Raw genomic sequence first — 20,667 nt, forward strand, 5'->3', positions numbered from 1 at the left:
AAAAAGGTATTCATTAATGAATACCTTTTTTATATATTATTTATTTACTTTCCTTTTTGCAACTTTATCCATTATTATTGCAATTGCACCGTCTCCAGTAACATTCGTTGCTGTTCCAAAACTATCTTGAGCAAAATGTAAAGCTATCATTAATGCTTGTTTTGCTGGTCCGAAACCTAACATAGTCTCTATAAGACCTAAAGCTGCCATTACTCCCCCTCCAGGTATTCCTGGAGCTGCAACCATAGTTACTCCTAACATTAGTATAAACGGAACCATTACAGCTAACGTTGGTTCATTTCCATGCATAAGCATAACGCCCATAGAAGCAAGCACTAGTGTTATAGTATCTCCTGCAAGATGAATCGTAGCTCCTAAAGGTATAACAAAATCAATTATATCTTCTTCAACTTCATTTTTACGAGTACTTTCAATTGTTACTGGGATTGTTGCTGCTGAAGATTGAGTACCTAAAGCTGTAAAATAAGCTGGAAGCATATTTTTGATACTCTTTATAGGATTCTTCCCTGTATAGAAGAATGCAATTAAATATTGAATAATAATATAGCTTAATTGAAGAATAATAATCATAGCAAATACTGATGAGAACGTTTTTATAGTATTAAAAATTTCCCCTGTAGCTGTAATTTTAGCAAATATACCTGCTATGTGTAATGGTATAAATGGAATTAAAAAGTACTTTACTACACCTTGAATAATTGATTGGAAATCTTCAAGTACTCCAAATAATCTCTGTTGTTTAATATATGCCATTCCTAATCCTAAAATAAATGCAGTGATTAAAGCTGTCATTACACCCATCATAGGATCTATCGTAATTTCAAAATATGGATCTACATTAACACTTGCACCGCTAGCTAATTCACCAACTTTAATTACATGAGGTAATATAGCTGATCCTATAAAGAATGCCATTATACCTGCTACAACTGCTGATATATAGGCAAATAAAGCTGTTATTCCTAATAATTTACCTGCACCTCTTCCTAAATCAGCAATACCTGGTGCCACAAAGGCAATTATTACAAACGGAATAATAAAGTTTAAAAAGTTACCAAAAAAACTACTAAAAGTACTTAAAAATCTTACTACTACATACATCTCAATTTGCTTTGATATAAGTCCAATAATGATACCTAAAATAATTCCAATTATCAGTTTGGGTAATAAACCTAACTTCTTTTGCATTTTCTCACTCCCTTTTTGTATTTTTTATAGAAAATTCTCATAACTATTTTACTTTATTTTCTGAATATATGCAATAGTGCGACAGACTTTTCTTTAATAATAACAAAACAGAGAAAACACTTTGATTTTTATTCTTCTTTATTATCTAACTCCTGATATAATAGATAAAATCCCCATAAATATTATTAATACTACTGTAAGCTTTTCAAATACTTCTTCTTTCACTTTATCACCTAATCTTATTCCTAGAGTTACTCCTATAATTAATGATGGTAACAAATATACTGAGTACTTTATTACCTCTTCTGTTATTAGTCCTTTATATATAAATGTAAATATAGTCATTATATTTAGTATCCAAAAATATGCAGTTAAAGCAGATCTGAAAATTTGCTTTCCTACTCCTTGATTTGTTAAAAATATAATCACAGGAGGTCCACTTAAACTTACGCTTCCATTTAATAATCCACTTAAAATTCCAACTGGTATATATGCTAACTTTTCATTCTTAAATTTCACTTTATAACCTAGATAAAAGGCTATGGCAGAAATAGTAACTATAATTCCAACTCCAATTTTCAATAAGTTTTCATCAAAATTCATCAATATATTCGCACCAATTGGAGTTGCAATTATTGCCGAAATTATTAATAAAATTATCTTCTTTAAATTTACATATTCTCTTACCTTATATAAAATCATAGAATTCATTATAAGACTAAAAATCACTAAAATAGGAACTATTAATTTTAATGGCATAATTATACCTAACAAAGGTACAGCCAATAAAGAAAATCCAAAACTTGTTATTCCTTGTATCATTCCAGCAGTAAAAATAATAATAATTCCAATTAAAATCAATAACATTTCACTCAACTTTTCTTTTCCCCCTTATTTCAACTAATATTTATTATAACATCCAAGGATAGAAAAGTCCTTTATAAAAATTCTAGCCAATTACTTGAATCAACTATTCTATAATACTAAATTAATTATTATTTATTTGTTTTAGATTTTATTTTATTATACAAATCTTCTTTATCTTCTGCCAATATAATATCTTCCTTAATTTTAGCTATAGGTTGTAATGCACATTCGACACAATACCCTATACATGGTTGTACTTCGATTGTAGTATCTTCTAAGGAATTCTTAACTCTTTCTGCTATTTCTTTACTTCCATGTTTAAAATTATTTTCACAAAATTTAACTTTATTCATATATAATCGCCTCCAACTTATTGTTATCAAATATATTCTTACACTAAAGATTGATATTCATTCATGTACATATGTAATATATGGTATATTCTTTGATTGGTTGACATAATGTCTTTTACTCTGTATAATATTGATACTGTAAACAAGCCACACTTGCTGAAATCTATTTTTATAGATGCGGAGGAACCAACTAAGGGGTTAATCCAAATATTTTGGTAGGGAACCTTCTATCCCGAACCCGTCAGCTAACTTCGTAAGCAATTATAGGAAGGAGTGTATAAAGATGAAGAAATTTAATATTGCAATATCCATAATAGCAATACTATTATTGCTAACAATATTAACTACTAATGCATTTGCTGAAAACTATAACCTATTGAACATTGGAAGTAGAGGTAGCGAAGTTGTTAATCTACAGAAAGCTTTAAATGAACAAGGTTATAATTCAGGTGTTATTGATGGTATATATGGTTATAATACTAGAAGTGCTGTTACTAACTTTCAAAAAAGTAATAGTCTAGTAGTAGATGGGATTGCTGGCCCAAATACTCAATCTAAATTATATAGTTCAAATAAAGAGCTACTAAAATATGGTATGAGAGGTAGTCAAATTACTAAATTGCAAAAAGCTTTAAATAATAAAGGTTTTTCTGTAGGTGCTATAGATGGAATATTTGGTTATAGAACTAAAACTTCTGTAATTAATTTTCAAAAGGCAAATAGTCTTTTAATAGATGGGATAGCTGGCCCTGAAACTCAGAGTAAACTATATTCTTCTCAATCAGTAAATAGTACAAGCATTGCAGAGAGCAACTATTCTTCAAATGATGTATATTGGCTGTCAAGAATTATCCACGCTGAATCAAATGGTGAACCTTATAAAGGTAAGGTAGCTGTAGGAAATGTAATAGTAAATAGAGTAGACTCAAAGGATTTTCCTAACACTATAAAAGGTGTTATTTTCGAAGATTATAAGGGTATTCATCAATTTAGTCCAGTAGCTTCAGGGACTATATATAACGAGCCATCACCACAAAGTGTACAGGCAGCTAAAGAAGCTTTAAATAATAGCAATCCTGTAGGAGATTCAACATATTTCTTCAATCCAGATAAAGCATCATCTACATGGATTGAAAATAATAAAACTTATGTAGCTCGAATTGGTGACCATGTATTTTATAAGTAATTTAATTTTAAAAAAGCTATGGCTTAATTTTTAAGCCATAGCTTTTTTATTCATTTCATTCTGTCTTTTAACTAAATTTTCTATGAAATTCAATATCATCCACGTCAAAAATTCTAAGAGAATCTTTCACTTTGGATTCTAAGGCTAATTTCCCATATTTATCTACTTCATTTTTATCCTTTGGTCCATGAGTCAGGGAAGCAGCACCTCCTATACAGCCTCCTTTACAGGCCATTCCCTCTATAAAATTACCATTTAGTCTATTTACTTTAGTCATTTTTAATGCTTTATCACATTCATCAAGCCCATCACATCTAATTGGTCTAAAATCAACCTCTAAATTTTCTTCTTCAATGATATGATTTATCGCTTCTGATAGACCTCCTGATCGAGCAAATATACGTCCGAAGAAAGATGCATTATTTAATAGTCCTTCCTCGCATTCTTCTAACCTAATGTCTGCTGCATCAATCATAGCTGCTAGTTCCTCAAACGTAATAACATAATCTGTACTCTCACTAAAGTTTTCCTGCTTAATCTCCATTTTTTTTGCTGTACATGGGCCTATAAATACTACTTTACCCTTAGGATCTATTTTTTTAATTAATTTTGATATAGCTATCATTGGTGATACAGTGCTAGATATCTTGTCCTTAATTTCTGGATAATTTTTTTGTATGTAAGAAACAAATGCAGGACAACATGAACTAGTTATTACATTTTTTTCTTCTATGGACTCTGCATATTCTTTAGTTTCATGTAAAGCTACCATATCAGCACCTAGTGCTACTTCTACCACATCGTGAAAACCTAGTTTTTTTATACCAGTAATAACCTGTTCAATTTTAACATAGGTAAATTGACTAGATATAGCAGGAGCAATAATTGCGTATACATTGAGATTGCTATCTAATCTTGATTCTTTTAATAATTCTAATGCGTCAATAATATAAGACTTGTCCATTATTGCTCCAAATGGACATTGGTACACACATGCCCCGCATTGAATGCACTTTTCATCATCTATAACAGCTTTCTTTTTTTCATTAATAGATAAAGCATCTGCTCTGCATGCTCTTCTACAGGGTCTCATCACATCAGAAATTGCATTATAAGGACAAACATTTTTACATTTCCCACACTCTATACACTTATGTTGATTGATGTATGCTCTATGATTTATAAAGGTAATTGCTCCCACAGGACAAACGTCCGTACATCTATGTGCAAGACACCCTCTACAGGCTTCCGTAACTACAAATCTATCTATTGGACATTCATCACATGCTTCATCTAAAACTTGTATCACATTATTACTTGTATAATTATCTCCTATAGCTAAGTTAACTCTTTCAACTGTAATAGCTCTTTCTTTATGTATACAACACCTTGTTCGTGGCTCCGGTCCTTTATCTATAACTTCAGGAATTAAATGTTTTTTTTCTTTAAGAGTACCTTCTAGAACTAGTCTAGAAATCTCTCTTAATACTTCATATTTAATTTTCTGAACATGATTTTCAAATCTTCGCATCCCGAGAACACCTCACTTATTTATATGTAATTAACTTTGACTTTTTTTCCTAACCGTTCCATTAACATAACTAACTCATCTACTACTTTTAATTTTATACTTAGATCAATAGGTAAATCAGGATTTTGGTGTGCTGGATTGATAGCTTTTCCAACCCAAAGATTTAAGTGAGTACAATTATTTAATAAATGATCTACTAATATGGAAGCCCCATCTTTATTATTAAAAATTATATTTGAATTTGTATTTGTACTAGGATCAATAAATACTTTTATTTTTTCTACCGTCTTACTTAATGTTAAAACTCCTTCTGTAGCTAAATCTATTCCTTTTATTGTAGCTGTAGGAGGAACATCGACTACCATTGAGTCCATATTAACTTCTAATTCAGCACCTAGCTCCCGGGCCACAATTTTAGATGCTGTACCACCACATACAATCTTTTTTCCTTTAGATCTCATTAAATTTATTACAACTTCCTTATCCATATTATTATCTTCTGGTGGACCTGTGAATAAGTTGATTATCTCAGGGTTTCTTACCTTTACTGCAACTACTGTTGTATCATCTCCAGGTCTATTTGCATAAAGATTATTACATACTCCTAATAATTCATTTGATATATTTTTAGAGCTTTTTTTATTGGTAGATATACCTTCTAAATACTCAGCAACATTTTCCCATTGCCAACCTAGGTTTAACGTTCCTCCTACTCCTGCATGTACTACTCCATCACTTACAATAGTTAATAAATCTCCCTCATTTAACTCAAAGTTACTTTCTTTTATAACTTTTCCTTCTATTTCAATATTAATTTTCTTTGTTTCATTTATTTTCTTCTTTTTAACTAAAAAATATGGAGGATTATCATATTCAGCCACATATACCTTTCCATTACTTTTTACTTTTATTATAGTGAATGTGGAGTATGCTAGTTTTCTTACATTGCAAACTGGCAAAGTATTACTGATAGTTTTTACTGTTTCATAAATACTAGCTCCTTCTCTAAGCATAGTAGCAGCAATCTTTGTGGTCAAAGTTGCCAAAATATTTGCCTTTACACCACTACCTAAACCATCTGCTAGAACAATGATCACACTATCTTCATTTCTAATAATTTCTACATTATCACCACATAATTCTTCATCTCTTTTATTTAAATGATCATAGGCTACATCAATAAAATAACTCATTAAAAATCACCCATTTCTCCATTTGTTATATTCTTTAATTTTGTAAGTATCATTTTAGTTTCAGCCGTAGTTTCTCCTAATAGACTGGCAATTTCTTGAGCAACTCTCATTTGCTTCTCTATAACACTTTGGGCAGCATCTATAGTTTTTTCTTTCACTCTATGTAGCTCTTTCTTATTAGATTCCTCTATTGTTGCATCAATCATTATTGCTAATATTATATTTTGATCTGATAGATACATGATATTTTGAATAAGAACTAATCCATACTCATCATAATATACTTTCTGTCTTATGATATCCTCTTTAGTTCTACGAACATTATTAAAAATTTCTTCATCAATAATTAAAGATATAGGTTTATCTTTAATAAAACTAGATTGTATATTAAATAACTTTTCAGCTGCAGGATTAAATTCTTTAACATTTAAGTTTTCATCAATAAGCATTATGCCATTAGGACTTTTTTCAAATATTACATTTTTTAAACTTTCTGCCTTACTCCTCATATAAGGTAAACACATATTCATTTCAGCCATACCCTCAATTATTGCTCTAGCTTTATCTTTACATGTGTCGTAACCACATGCTCCACAATTTAACTCATCTAACTTAGAATTCTTCCCCATATCTCTTAAGGTTTTTTCAATATCCTCTTGACTTATTTTATTATTTATTATTGATCTATCGAAAAACCGTTTTATAAATTCTTTATTATCATATTTTTTCCCATCAGATATTACTATATTTTCTTTTCTTTGAGATACATAATTTCTAACTTTATATTTTCTTTTATAAAAGTCTGTTTGTTCCTTTGGCATTGCAGGTCCACCAATACAACTCCCTTTACAAACATGTGCTTCTATACAAACCCTATCTAAGGTATTATTCTTTAAAGAATCAAATACTTCTATACACTCATCGATTCCATCTACAGTGATCAGTGAATACTCTTTCTCTAATTCTCCCTGTAATAAGTTATGTATAACTCCTCCCTTCAGAGGATAAGATATTCCATCATCTGTAGTAAAATTATCCAGTGTAGAGGGTTCTAAAGAATTTAAGTCAATATTTTCTCTTTCAAACCATTCAGAGATTTCTTCGAAAGTTAATACAGCATCTATGACACTACTATGTTGAAAATTTGATGCTTCAATCTTTTTTGCAGTACAAGGTCCCATAAATACAACAAATGAGTCCATGCCATAATGTTTTTTTAATATTTTACCGTGAGCTAACATAGGTGATACAATTGGTATCATGTATTTCATAATAGACGGATAATATTTCTCTATTAAATAACAAGATGAGGGACAACTAGTTGTGATTATATTTTTTAGATTATTTTCTTTTATATGCTTTCTATATAAATCAGTTACAACATCAGCTCCTATTGCAGTCTCTTCAACCACTTTAAAACCTAATTCTCTTAATCCAGAAATAATTTTAAGAGCATTATCTACGTCAAATGCCCCGCTAAAAGATGGTGCAATGCTAACTATTACTTTTTTATTCTCTGTAATTGCATCTCTTACTTCATATAAATCACTTTTTATATTTCTTGCCTCTTGAGGACAAATTCTCATACACTGTCCACAGCCAATACATCTTTCCTCTACAATTGTAGCTTGTTCATTTTTTATTTGAATGGCTTTAACAGGACAATATCTTAAACACTTATAACAATTCTTACAATTTGCCTTTGAAAAGTTGAGGAAGTTCAAGGTTATAACCCCCTTAAAATATACTCTTTAAAAAATTCTTCAACTTCAGTATCACTTACCGACACTATAGGCTTATCATCAACTTTTACCGAAACTGCCTTTGTACATTCCCCTAGACAAAATGCAGCTTTTACAGTTACTTCATCCTTTAGTCCCTTCTCTTTAACTATTTTTTGAAGGCTGTTGACTACATTATAGGCCCCTTTTAAATGACATGCACTTCCTATACATACATTAATTGTTTTCAAACAATCAACCCCTTTTATGTAATATATCATTCTAATATTTTAAATAAAATTTATAATTTGTTATTCTATCTTAGTATATGATATTGTTATTTTATAGTCAATCTTGTGGAGATCTATTATATGTTTAAGATTTATTAATATATTATTTGTATTATATTTACTGTATTAAGCCATTAATTTTACAGAATTATTGCTATATTATTAAATTTTCATTCACTGAAAACTTTGTTATATTATTAACTATATTAATCAAATGAAGATTTGCTTTATTAATAAAAGAAATTTTTATGATATTTTATAGCATTATAAAGTTCCTCTCAGCATATTCTAATTTTTGAACCAAATAATCACCACAATATAATTTTCAGAAGCATAAGTTGATCAATATATTATGTATTATCTAGTTAAAGAGCTACTCTATTGGTTAGCAGGATAATGATAAAAACTTTATGCAAAGGGAATACCTACTAGAGGTATACATGATCAGTCGAACGTTATTTATAGAATTGAGCTCTTGGCAGAGATGGTAAGTTAATTAATAGTTAAAAAATTTTAATACATCTTGTTCCCACCTAAATTTTCGAGATTCAATATTATCTAAACCTCTAATTTCTATCTCAATAAACTTAGTAGAATCATCAATTATATTTGTTCCTTCATATTTTCTAGGGATTTCTAGATATCCAGAAATATGGTGTCCACCTCCTTCAGTTTTCTCCCATCTAAAACCATCTGATATAACTATTTCTTTATCAGTAGTCAAGCTAACTAAATTAGCATAATCAATATCATCTAAATTCACTGAATGAGTGTTTAACATTAATTCGAAGGTAAGATTCTCTTTATTCTCTTCTACTAGATTTAAAAAGAGTATACCAGCTCCTATACTTCCCTGGCTATCATATCTTATATAAGTGTCCTTCTCTCTCTCGTTTTGACTTAAGTTAGATTCATCCTCTCTATTATCCTCTCCCTTATTTGCTCTAGTAGAAGTGGAGGATCCTTGTTCATATTCCCCTTTAACTTCTTTTTCATTATCCTCTTTATATCTCCCTTTAAACATTATAGATCCTATTAAAACTACTAGGATTACTACTAACCCTAAATATATTAATTTTTTCATGCTTTCTTCCTCCATTTCTTAAATGATTATATTTTCTACTAGTTAATATAAAGCAAGATTTATGCCAATCAATATATATTTCAAAGTATAATAAATTCTTTAATCAATAGGTTGTCCTACTTTTTTACTTATGAATAACTAACCATAACCACCATCCTCCACCCATCATTCCAAATCCCATCATAAGTTATTCACCTCTTTTTAAGTTTGATTTTAACGCTAATCAATTTTTAATGTGTATTAACTATATGTTTTGCTTAGCAATTTAAACAACTAAATACTTAATTCTACTTATAATAATACTATTATTATCATACTCTTAAGTAAATTATTTAATATACTAAACCTTTTTAAATTCTGTAAAATAAAATACCCTAAAAGCTTATAATTGACTTTTAAGGTATTTGAGATATTGTCTATTTAATTATTGTACTGATATTGGTGTATAACCAGCTACTTCAACAGCCATTTCTAATTTATCAACTGCTATATCTTTATCTAATTCTATTATAGCTCTTTTATTCTCTGAACTAACCTCAGCAGACTTTACTTCGTCTAAAGCTTCTAATTCTTTCTTTACTCTACCTGCACAATGTCCACAAGTCATACCTTCGATATTAATTATTCTTTTCATTTATATTCCTCCCTTTATTTAATACATCATTTATTTTGATTGCATATAAACCTATTTAGGTTTAAAATCCTTTAATTTCAATGTATTAGTTAATACTGATACTGAGCTAACCAACATTGCAACATCTGTATCTGATCCTATTGCCATATCTACATCTGTAACAGCTATAATTCCCACTAAATTATCATTTATTGCTATAAACACATAAAAGTAAATTTATTTATAGATTAGCTAAAAATAATTATAATAGAGATTGATAAAAAATAATAAATACATTGTTCTATTCCTTAGACATTTTCTAATTATTCATTATATTATCCAATAAGTTCACTCTTCTTTAGCATGTAGTATGAAACAATAAGCTGATCCATTTGATCACTTACTTTTATTACATTAGCATCGGTAAGATTCTCACTTAAACTGTATTCAAGTACTTGTCTTTGCTTTTGAATTTGTTCATTAATTTCTATAATTTTATTTGAAATCCCCACTTTGTTTCCCCCTTTACTATTGTTTAATACGTTATATATATTAATGTATATAGTAGTAGAACCATACTCCTACTACTCCAATTAGTCCAATAATTATATACTCTAATAATGAAGAGTTAGAGCCTCTATTATTTTGTTTACCCTCTTGAATTTTATCCTTCTTTATATATTTATTTACTAATAGAGCAATGATTATTATAACTAAACTAGTTACATGGGCAACTGTGAAAGGACCAAATACAATTGGATTAAATCTAAAGAATTCTACTATACCTCTAATTATAGAAAATCCTATTATATACTTTATAAATATTTCTCCATTATATTTAATCTTATTTCTTATTCTCCATAGATACATAAATAGCAATAGATCAAGTATTGCCTCATAAATCTGAGTAGGATGAAGTAATTGATTATTGATTTTTATACCCCAAAAATACTGTTCTGACATTGGAATTCCAAATACATCACAACCTATCCTTCCAATTGCCTGTCCAATTATTATTCCTGGTGCAAAGGTATCAGCTATTTTCCAGAAGTTCAAGTTATTCTTTTTGGTATACCATAGAGCAAACATGATACCAAATATTAGTCCTCCTTGTATGGATAAGCCACCTTCTCTTATAGCAAATATTGCTTTAGGATTATTTAAATAATATTCTAGGTTAAAAACTAGGATGTAAAAAAGCCTAGCTCCTATTACAGAAATTACTAATGTGTATATCAATAAATCCATAAGTTTATCAGTACTTATTCCTTTTCTTTTTCCTTCCTTTAACATCACCAATGATCCCACTATCATTCCTAAAGCTATGGTTATTCCAAATAAATATATTGTAAAATGTCCTACTTTAAATATTTCTACCATCTTTATCCTCCTTTTTATTGTCAATTATTTAAATAAAATATACTCAGTTATCACAACTGTATTTTTTGCAACAGTAATTGTGGCATATAACACAATATATAATATTTCCTGAATATTTATTGCATTTTGTTTTACTGTATCTGCTATAATTAAATTTTCTTTATTCTTATCTTTTTCTTCATACTCATAAGTATCATTATGCCTATGATGTCTTCTGTGTCCACTACAGCACACACCTCTTTTTATAATTAAAGAGATTAAGCAAACTAAAGCTAATAAATAAAAAATTATTCCTATCACTATCATTTAAACTCCCTCTGTAAATACTTTAGAATGATTACTTAGAGTATTGACTTTACCTAGGATACTATTTTTACATTAATCTATATATTACATATATAAAAGCAATAATTATGCCAAATAATAAAATGATTTTTTAATAAATCTGTTTATTTAGCTTTATTAAAAAGTTTTTTACAATATAAAGTCCCTTAGTCTTAGGACTAAGGGACTTTCATACTAATCTACTTTTAAAAGTTTAGTATGAATTGCTACTATCACCGTACTTAAAGACATTAGTATTGCACCAACTGCCAGTAATATCACTATTCCTATTCCATAAAGTACTCCTGCTGTTAAGGTATTGCAAATATATTATAACCTGTGGCCCATATAAGATTTTGAACCATCTTCCTATATGTAACCTTACCAAATTTAATTAATGAGGCTACGCAATACCTACATCAAATATTTCTATAAAATTTACACCAAACTCTCCTATTGTTTTTTATATTTAAGCTTTTCTGACTTATATCATCTACTGAAGCTTGGTTCAATATCTTTCTTCTTTAGCCTTAATGAATTATATACTACATTTAAAGAGCTTACAGCCATAGCAGCAGCACCTATCATTGGATGTAATAATCCCATCACAGCAACTGGAATAAATACTGCATTGTATATCCATGCCCAGAAGTAATTTTCTCTAATTTTTCTAAATATAGCTCTAGATAATTTGATTGCTGATATAATTCCACTTAGTTCTCCTCTTACTAATGTAACATCCGCAGCTTCGATAGCTATATCTGTTCCTGTTCCTATAGCAATACCTACATTGGATTGTTTAAGTGCTGGTGCATCATTAATACCGTCTCCTACCATTGCTACTGTACCATATTGTTTTTGTAATCTTTCAACCTCTTCTACCTTTCCATCAGGTAAAACCTCAGAAATCACATGAGTAATTCCAACTTTCTTTCCTATTGCAGCAGCAGTTCTTTTATTATCTCCTGTAATCATAGCGGTATTAATACCCATACTTTCTAACATCGCTATAGCTTGTGCTGAGTCTTCCTTTATTGGGTCTGCTACAGCTACAATTCCTAATAGTTGATTGCCTTTTGCTAGTAACATAGCAGTTTTAGCTTCATCTTCTAGTCTAATTAATTGATTTTCATACCTCTCATAGGATACCTTATTCTCTTTCATTAGTTTCCTATTACCTACGAGAACACTTTCTCCATCTATAGTTCCTACTACCCCTTTACCTACAACTGCATTAAAATCAATTACTTCTCCCAATTTGATCTTATCATTTTTTGTCTTTTCTACAATTGCATGAGCTAGAGGATGCTCTGAACCCTTTTCTATTGTCCCTGCATAATAGAGAAAATCTTTTTCTTCAATCCCATCTACCATAACTAAGTCAGTTACTTCTGGTTTACCCTTCGTAATAGTACCAGTTTTATCAAATGCAATAGTTTTTACTTCTTTAAATGTTTGTATTGCTTCACCATTTCTAATCAAAATTCCCTTCTCTGCTCCCATACCACTACCTACCATTAAAGCTGTTGGTGTTCCAAGTCCTAATGCACATGGACAAGAGATAACTAAAACAGCAGTAGATGTAATAAAAGCTAATGTTAAAGGTGAAAGCTCAGGATTTACCCATGGCAAGAAGGTTGCTCCCCACTCAATAATTCTTAAATGAAACTCAGGAAAAATATTAAAGGAAATAAATGTCCCAATTGTTATAATAATTATTGCTGGAACAAAATATCCTGTGATACGGTCAGCAAATTCTTGAATCGGCACTTTAGATCCTTGACATTCTTCCATCATTTTTATTACTTGAGATAGGAATGTATCTTTACCTACCTTTGTTACCTTAACCTTTAGTAGCCCCTGTTTATTAATTGTTGCGCCAATTACTTCATCACCTTTTTTACGTTTTACAGGCATTGATTCCCCTGTAGCCATTGATTCATCTAATAACCCATTACCATCAACTACAACGCCATCAGTAGGTACTTTTTCTCCTGGACGTATTACCATGATATCTCCTGTCTGTAAATCTTTCACAGGAACTTCCATTTCTTCTCCATCAACAATAATTTTTGCAGTCTTAGCACCCATTTGAAGTAATTTTTTAATTGCTTGAGAAGCCCTACCTTTCGCCCTAACTTCCAGATATTTTCCAACCAAGTGAAAACTCATAATAGTTGTTGCCATTTCAATGAAAGATTGAACTGGAATAAAGAATCCCATCAAACCAATAATATAAGGGGGTAGCGAACCTAGTGTTACTAAAACATCCATATTTGGACTTTTATTTTTAAGAGCTTTCCAGCTTCCAACATGAACATGCCAGCCAGTCCAAAATACTATCGGAAATCCTAATAAAGAAATTATCGGTAAATATCCTGGAATAGGTATAACAAACATGTGAATTATCATAAGTCCCATGATAATACTTGATAAAGCAATAGATATCTTCATTGTCTTTTCTGATTTTTTAATTTTCTTTTCATCTTCATCTATACCATTATTATCTTCACTATCCTCTAAAACTAACTCATATCCTAATCCATCGACCTTTTTCTTCATATCTAGTAACCTAACTTGATTAGGATCATATTCTATAGTTACTTTTTCTACTGCAAAGTTTACATTTGCTGACTTAATACCTTCCATTCCATTTAAGTTCTTTTCAATATTACCTGCACAAGCTGTACATGTCATTCCCTTTAATTTTGCTGTTATTTTTTCATTCTTTTCATCAGCTTCAGAAACTACTTCATAACCTAGGTCTTTTATTATTTTAATTACCTTGTCTTTATTTAAAACTTTTTTGTTAAATTCTACTTGCCCCTTTTCAGTAGCATAGTTTATACTTGCTTTTATTATGCCATTAGTTTCATTTAGTTTTTTTTCTATATTAGAAGCACAGCTAGTACAGGACATTCCTTCAAGAGCAAATCTCATATTTTGAGTTTTTGTTTCTTCTGTCATATTATCCCTCCTATAATTATAATTTCTGTTTTTTCGGTAAGTAATAAGATATCTATACCCCACCCTATATGGGATGGGGTATAATCATAAAATAACATTTATATTTATATTTGTCAACACTCAATCACTACAATATTCAATATTAATATTTTCATCTATCTAAGCAATGCTTATTCAATAAGGGGCTACTTAGTTGTATTGTCTTTAGTTCCACTATCATGACCGTTACAACAGCTCCCTTTATTATCGTTTCCATGACTACTCTGTCCATGTCCTCCACAACAACCCCCAGCTCTTCTCATTAGAAAAAAATTACTGATACAATTACCAAAGTAACTATAAAATCACCCATGTATATTCCTCCTTATTATGAATTTAAATTAAGTATTTTTTATTTATATAAAATCCTAAGTAATTACACTGAGTATCTTGTTAGAATCCTTAACACTTCCCTAGATCATTATTTGAGCTATATTTATATAATATGCAATTCTTATGCCACTGAAAATCTATAATTAATAGAAGAATATTTAATTTAGCATATAAGTTTAAACTAGCAAATTTCTCATTTTTTAATTCCTACCATTACTTTTTAAAATTTAGATCTAATATTAATAAGTGTTTTAAATCATACATATACTGAGTCATTTCCATCACAATATATATGTTAATTAATTTCAAAGTAGATATTGATACCAGATTAAAGTTCTGACAGAAAAATTGTCTAAAGGAATTAATAATAAAAAATTCTAAAATTGATATAGGTCTTGATACTATAACCATTGGTGAAAACTTAGTTTGATTATAAGATGAGTAATTGGTAATTTTCTAGTTTAATTCATATATATTCTTACTTATATTTGCAATAAATCTTTACTCTATTTCCTTAAATGGAACTTTGCTGTATATTTTCTTGATTATAAAATATTAAACCGTGATTTAATGTTCTTTATAATAATTATTAGCGAATCATAAGTTTACCAAAATAAAAAAAGAAGCATAAAATGACCAAATGGTCATTTTATGCTTCAGTTCACATATAGAATCATGGCTTTTATTCATTATGGTGGAGGCGGTGGGAATCGAACCCACGTCCGAAGGCAATTCATATGGAGCTTCTCCCGAAACAGTTGCTGATTTATATTCATTCATTATAGCGCCCAACAACCAGCTCTATAATGAACTATCTTCAATTGTTCTACTTAAGGTCGAAGAAACCCCTTAAGCAGTGCCCCGCAATTTAATGGCGCTTACTCTCTAATAGGCGGGACTATTAGAGGAAGCGAGTTGCCTATATTAGGCAGCTAATGCGTAATTATCGTTTGCGTTTAATTTAAGTTTGCCACTTTTTAGGTTGTTTGGCGACAACCTTCGGCTACTCCATACTCCATGCCCCCGTCGAAGCCATGTCGCCCCCATATTAGTAGTTCTTAGGACTCATATGCTTTTGTATCCTTCGCTGAGCATCTCTCTTTGCTATATCGTGTCTCTTATCATATAGCTTTTTACCTTTGGCTATTGATATCTCTATCTTTACCAAACCATTTTTTAAATATACTTTTAAAGGTACAAGAGAATATCCTTGCTGAGAAGTATATCCAATAAGCTTTCTTATTTCTCTCTTATGCAAAAGAAGCTTTCTTTTTCTTAAAGGGTCCTTATTATAAATATTACCTTGCTCATAAGGGCTTATATGCATACCATTAATATATGCTTCTCCTTTATCAATAGATGCAAAGCTTTCTTTTATATTAACTTTCCCTTGTCTTATTGATTTAACTTCAGTACCAGATAAAACAACTCCTGCTTCAAATACTTCTTCTATAAAGTACTCATGTGTTGCTTTTCTGTTCTTAGCTATAATCTTGAAATTTTCTTTTGACATATTATCACCTTCAGAACTTTTTTAACGTTCAAGTTATATGATAACAAATTCCTTTGAATTTGTCAATGTTAAACACTATCTCTATCCCCTTCAATAAGGATAATAAGCTTATCATAAAGTTTATCTACTAACATATCAATAGTTGATTTATCAGTGATTTCAATATAATCTACATTATTCCTGATAACCCAGCTTTGTATAATCTGTGCTTCATCTATCTCTTCTTGAGGAAGTATAGATATATTTTTCTTTTCTTTTGTATATAAGGGATTAATAAATGACCTGATCATATTTTTATCAATGTTTCTATTTTCTTTATTAATCAGTAGCTTATCTAGTATCCTACCCCCTCTTATATAATATACTTTTCTATGTTTATGAATAGTCTTTTCTATTATTATTATCTCTTCTTCCGATAATGCTTTTGAAATTATTTTCTGTTTGTAAATAAGAGTTTTAAAGGTTTTTATTTTATTCTTATACTTTTCTGCTTTTTCAAAATTAAAAATTTTTGCTTCATTTTTCATTTTATGCTTCAATTCTTCTAATATTTTTGTATCTTTACCTTGAAGAATTTTAGTAATCTCATCAATGATACTATCATATTCTTTTTTTATATAATCATATCCCATACAGGGGGCAACACATTTCCCCATATGGTAATATAGACAGGGTTCTCTTTTTATTCTTATACCACATTTTCTTATAGAAAAAAGGTCTTCAATATCCTTTATCACACTATAGACTAACCTCTTTTTACTATATGGTCCAAAATACATTCCACCATCATCAGAAATTTTATATACCATTTGTACTATAGGATATTCTTGGTTAGTTATTTTTATATATGGATAGCCTTTAAAATTTTTAAGAAGACTATTATATTTAGGTTTATATTTTTTTATCATTCTACTCTCTAAGACTAAGGCTTCTAACTCAGTATCTGTTACTCTATATTCTAAATCATAGATATTGAATATTAGCTTTTCAATCTTAGGTGAATGATTTTTAGATTTATAAAAATACTGTTTGACTCTTTTCTTTAATACTTTTGATTTTCCTATATAAATTATATTGTCAAATTTATCTTTAAAAAAATATACCCCTGGTAATTCTGGTAGGTTGTTTATCTTTTTGTTAAGATTGTCCATATTCAGCATCCTTCAAAATAAATACTATTATTATGTTTATATAAAATATAAATATCAATTAAATATTTTGCTCTGATTTATATTGATTTAATATTAACCTATTTATATTATCTAAATTTCCATATACAATTACTTTATCACCAGCTCTAAATATAAAATCAATAGTTGGGAAATGAATTATATAAGATGCTCTATCCACATTTAACACCTGAATATGCCGTTCTGATAATCCAGAGTTTTTAAGATTTTTATTCAATAGTTTAGTGTCTTCTTCTATAACAAATTCAACTACTCCATATTCATCGTTAAGTTTCAAGACTTCATCGACGGTTTTATATTTTTTATTTCTTTTCATTCTTTTTCCTAATTGTTTTTCTATAAAAACTTCTAATCTTCTTCCTATCCATTTCTTACGTATAAATATTAGGATAGCTGTAACTAGTAGCAATATCGCTATTGCTACTAGAGTAATACTATTATCATTTTGTAAAATATATAATACTAACCCTATTACTGCAGCTTCTCCTACATAACTAACAAGCATTAGAATCTGAGCTATTTGCCTTCTACCTTTATGTTGAGCTATTAGCTCAGATTCTCTAGTAGTAAATCCTGTACTTGTAATTATGGAAATCACTTGAAATCTAGCTTTTTCTATATCTAGTCCAGTCATCTTTAATGCAACAGATAATATTTCTACTACAGAAATCAGTATGGCTAATATTAATACTCCACCTATTATGCCACCCATATGTTGATTTCCCCCTTATTGTAATACTAATTACTCTTCATCTTTAACTAATAAAAAATCTATTTCTTTTTTTGCTATATTTGTATTTGCTACTTTAATTTTCACTGAATCACCTATTCTATAGGTCTTCTTAGTTCTTTCTTCTACTAAGCTATAATTTAACTCATCATATATATAATATCCATCAGTTAAAGAGCTTACATGAACTAGACCTTCTATTGTATTGTCTAGCTCTACAAATATACCAAATGAAGTTACTCCTGAAATTACTCCTTCATAAACTTCACCAAGTCTTTCACTCATATACTCTACCATCTTAAGTTCATTAGTTTCTCTCTCTGCTTGATCTGCTATTCTTTCAGTTGCTGATGTCTGTTCTGCTATTTTAGGTAATCTCTTTTCTAGTTTAGATTTCTTTTTATTATCGATTTCATTGTTAATAAACCACTTTATTATTCTATGAATCATCAAATCAGGATATCTCCTGATTGGAGAAGTAAAATGAGTATAATATTTTGCTGCTAATCCAAAATGACCCTTTCTATTTGGACTATATTCTGCTTTTTTTAATGACCTTAACATGATTGTATTAATTACTGTTTCTTCTTTCGTTCCTTTTATCTTTTCCAATAATTTTTGAAGTTCCTTTGGATGTACTTCTTCATCCCCTTTAAGACTATAACCAAAGTTATAAATAAACTTCTTAAATTCACCCATTCTTTCTTCATCTGGATCTTCATGAATTCTATATAGGAATGGTGTTTCTGTAGAATGCATATATTCTGCCACAGTTTCGTTACATACGAGCATAAATTCCTCTATTAATCTATTTGAAGTTCTTCTATCATATTTTTTAATATCAATTGGTTTACCGTCTTCGTCTAAGATTATTTTTGCTTCATCAAAGTCAAAATCAATACTTCCTCTTTTTTCTCGTCTTTGTCTAAGAACTTTGCTCAATTCAGCCATAATTCTAAAGTCATCCATAAGGTGGCTATATTCTTCCATAAGTTCTTTATCTTCATTTTCTAAAATATCTGACACATCTTTATATGTCATACGAGCTTTACTCTCTATTACTGTCTCATATATCTTGTTTTCCTTTACTTCACCATTTTTATCAATTGTCATAAATACACTTAAAGTTAATCTCGGTACATGAGGATTTAAACTACACATTCCATTGGATAACTTCTTAGGTAACATAGGTATAACTCTATCAACTAAATATACACTAGTCCCTCTTCGCAAGGCCTCTTTATCCAATTCTGAGTTCTGCTTAACATAGTGTGTTACATCTGCAATATGAACGCCTAATTTATAATCTCCATTTTCTAATTTCTCTACAGATACCCCATCATCTAAGTCTTTAGCATCTGCTCCATCTATAGTAAATATAGTTTTATCCCTTAAATCTAGTCGTCTTTCTATCTCATTTTCAGGTATTTCTTCTGGTATAGCTTCTGCTTCTTCCATTACTTCTTCTGGGAATGTTTCACTTAAATTATGCTTTCTTACTATAGATAAAATATCTGTGCCTACGTCATGAACACTTCCTAATACTTCAACAACAAAGCCTTCAGGACTTCTGCGTTTTTCAGGCCATTTAGTAATCTCTACTACAACCTTATCATCATGTTTGGCTCCGTTAACTTGAGACTTTGGAATAAAAATATCCATACTTATCTTCTCATCATCTGGAACTACAAAACCAAAATTTCTACTTTTTTCAAATGTACCTACAACTTTGGTATTACCTCTTTCGATTACTCTTATTACTTCTCCTTCTGGTTTCTTATTTTCTGCTCCTTTTCTGTTCAATCTTACTAAAACTTTATCATTATGTAGTGCACCATTCATATCATTAGGAGATATAAATACATCTTTGATTTCTTGATTATCTGGTATTAAAAAACCAAATCCTTTTGCATTTCCTTGTAATCTACCAAATACCAAATTCATTTTTTCTGGCACACCATAATTTTCTTCACGAGTTTGTACTATATACCCTTCCTTTTCCATCTCTTCTAAAAGCTCAAAAAAATCCTTTAATTGTCCTTTTTCAACATCAAAAATATCTGCTAATTCCTTTTTGTTCATTGGTTTATATGCTTTTTCCTTCATAAATTCTACTAACTTTTCCTTTGTATTCATATCATACC

General features: G+C 29.6%; 19 protein-coding genes, 1 other RNA gene and 1 riboswitch. Of the genes, 1 reads left to right on the forward strand and 19 read right to left on the reverse strand.

Translation table 11 applies throughout. The annotated features are described in order from the left end of the window. Positions 1–36 precede the first annotated feature (36 nt). From GOQ27_RS04685 to GOQ27_RS04695, 3 genes are all read right to left on the reverse strand, one after another. On the reverse strand, positions 37–1,209 hold the full coding sequence (locus GOQ27_RS04685) for a dicarboxylate/amino acid:cation symporter (RefSeq protein WP_203365673.1): 1,173 nt from the start codon (positions 1,207–1,209) through the stop codon (positions 37–39). A 141-nt stretch (positions 1,210–1,350) separates the two neighbouring features. Next, positions 1,351–2,076: a sulfite exporter TauE/SafE family protein gene (locus GOQ27_RS04690; protein WP_203365750.1), complete on the reverse strand. Its 726-nt coding sequence runs from the start codon at positions 2,074–2,076 to the stop codon at positions 1,351–1,353. A 128-nt stretch (positions 2,077–2,204) separates the two neighbouring features. Then, a complete protein-coding gene (locus tag GOQ27_RS04695; protein ID WP_203365674.1) occupies positions 2,205–2,429 on the reverse strand; it encodes a DUF1450 domain-containing protein in 225 nt (74 codons plus the stop codon). 144 nt (positions 2,430–2,573) lie between these two features. Then, positions 2,574–2,705, forward strand: a riboswitch (cyclic di-AMP (ydaO/yuaA leader). A 7-nt stretch (positions 2,706–2,712) separates the two neighbouring features. On the opposite strand from GOQ27_RS04695, the gene GOQ27_RS04700 reads away from it, so the two are divergent. Further along, positions 2,713–3,615 (forward strand): peptidoglycan-binding protein, encoded by a 903-nt coding sequence (locus GOQ27_RS04700; RefSeq protein ID WP_203365675.1) that lies wholly within the window; start codon positions 2,713–2,715, stop codon positions 3,613–3,615. A gap of 67 nt (positions 3,616–3,682) precedes the next feature. Here GOQ27_RS04700 and GOQ27_RS04705 read toward each other — a convergent pair whose 3' ends face one another. The 16 genes from GOQ27_RS04705 to rnr form a co-directional block, all read right to left on the reverse strand. Continuing rightward, a complete protein-coding gene (locus tag GOQ27_RS04705) occupies positions 3,683–5,146 on the reverse strand; it encodes a 4Fe-4S dicluster domain-containing protein (protein ID WP_203365676.1) in 1,464 nt (487 codons plus the stop codon). A gap of 20 nt (positions 5,147–5,166) precedes the next feature. Further along, entirely contained in the window at positions 5,167–6,339 is a 1,173-nt protein-coding gene (locus tag GOQ27_RS04710) for a SpoIIE family protein phosphatase (RefSeq protein ID WP_203365677.1), read from the reverse strand. Then, positions 6,339–8,063, reverse strand: coding sequence for a [Fe-Fe] hydrogenase large subunit C-terminal domain-containing protein (locus tag GOQ27_RS04715; RefSeq protein WP_203365678.1), 1,725 nt, complete (start codon positions 8,061–8,063; stop codon positions 6,339–6,341). The genes GOQ27_RS04710 and GOQ27_RS04715 overlap by 1 nt, the downstream gene beginning before the upstream one ends. Positions 8,064–8,065: 2 nt before the next feature. Then, complete coding sequence (locus GOQ27_RS04720; protein ID WP_203365679.1) at positions 8,066–8,311, reverse strand: (2Fe-2S) ferredoxin domain-containing protein; 246 nt, start codon at positions 8,309–8,311, stop codon at positions 8,066–8,068. A gap of 535 nt (positions 8,312–8,846) precedes the next feature. After that, positions 8,847–9,434, reverse strand: a complete 588-nt coding sequence (locus GOQ27_RS04725) for a hypothetical protein (protein ID WP_203365680.1) — start codon at positions 9,432–9,434, stop codon at positions 8,847–8,849. Positions 9,435–9,858: 424 nt separating this feature from the next. Then, positions 9,859–10,068 (reverse strand): heavy-metal-associated domain-containing protein, encoded by a 210-nt coding sequence (locus tag GOQ27_RS04730; protein ID WP_203365681.1) that lies wholly within the window; start codon positions 10,066–10,068, stop codon positions 9,859–9,861. A 51-nt stretch (positions 10,069–10,119) separates the two neighbouring features. Then, complete coding sequence (locus tag GOQ27_RS04735; RefSeq protein WP_203365682.1) at positions 10,120–10,272, reverse strand: hypothetical protein; 153 nt, start codon at positions 10,270–10,272, stop codon at positions 10,120–10,122. A 110-nt stretch (positions 10,273–10,382) separates the two neighbouring features. After that, positions 10,383–10,559 (reverse strand): Spo0E family sporulation regulatory protein-aspartic acid phosphatase, encoded by a 177-nt coding sequence (locus GOQ27_RS17055; protein ID WP_203365683.1) that lies wholly within the window; start codon positions 10,557–10,559, stop codon positions 10,383–10,385. Between the two features lie 40 nt (positions 10,560–10,599). Beyond that, positions 10,600–11,427, reverse strand: coding sequence for a prolipoprotein diacylglyceryl transferase (lgt, locus tag GOQ27_RS04745; protein WP_203365684.1), 828 nt, complete (start codon positions 11,425–11,427; stop codon positions 10,600–10,602). 24 nt (positions 11,428–11,451) lie between these two features. Then, complete coding sequence (locus GOQ27_RS04750) at positions 11,452–11,733, reverse strand: hypothetical protein (RefSeq protein ID WP_203365685.1); 282 nt, start codon at positions 11,731–11,733, stop codon at positions 11,452–11,454. Positions 11,734–12,240: 507 nt separating this feature from the next. Beyond that, on the reverse strand, positions 12,241–14,718 hold the full coding sequence (locus tag GOQ27_RS04755; RefSeq protein WP_203365686.1) for a heavy metal translocating P-type ATPase: 2,478 nt from the start codon (positions 14,716–14,718) through the stop codon (positions 12,241–12,243). A 1,064-nt stretch (positions 14,719–15,782) separates the two neighbouring features. Beyond that, positions 15,783–16,135, reverse strand: a transfer-messenger RNA (tmRNA) gene (ssrA, locus tag GOQ27_RS04760). A gap of 3 nt (positions 16,136–16,138) precedes the next feature. Beyond that, positions 16,139–16,603: an SsrA-binding protein SmpB gene (gene smpB / locus GOQ27_RS04765; RefSeq protein WP_203365687.1), complete on the reverse strand. Its 465-nt coding sequence runs from the start codon at positions 16,601–16,603 to the stop codon at positions 16,139–16,141. A gap of 68 nt (positions 16,604–16,671) precedes the next feature. Then, on the reverse strand, positions 16,672–17,754 hold the full coding sequence (locus GOQ27_RS04770) for a GIY-YIG nuclease family protein (RefSeq protein ID WP_203365688.1): 1,083 nt from the start codon (positions 17,752–17,754) through the stop codon (positions 16,672–16,674). A 58-nt stretch (positions 17,755–17,812) separates the two neighbouring features. Then, positions 17,813–18,505, reverse strand: a complete 693-nt coding sequence (locus GOQ27_RS04775; protein WP_203365689.1) for a TrkA C-terminal domain-containing protein — start codon at positions 18,503–18,505, stop codon at positions 17,813–17,815. 30 nt (positions 18,506–18,535) lie between these two features. Next, positions 18,536–20,659: a ribonuclease R gene (rnr, locus tag GOQ27_RS04780; protein ID WP_203365690.1), complete on the reverse strand. Its 2,124-nt coding sequence runs from the start codon at positions 20,657–20,659 to the stop codon at positions 18,536–18,538. Positions 20,660–20,667 lie beyond the last annotated feature (8 nt).

Origin of the sequence: Anaeromonas frigoriresistens, from assembly GCF_016820655.1 — a bacterium.
GTDB lineage: Bacteria > Bacillota > Clostridia > Tissierellales > SIT17 > Anaeromonas > Anaeromonas frigoriresistens.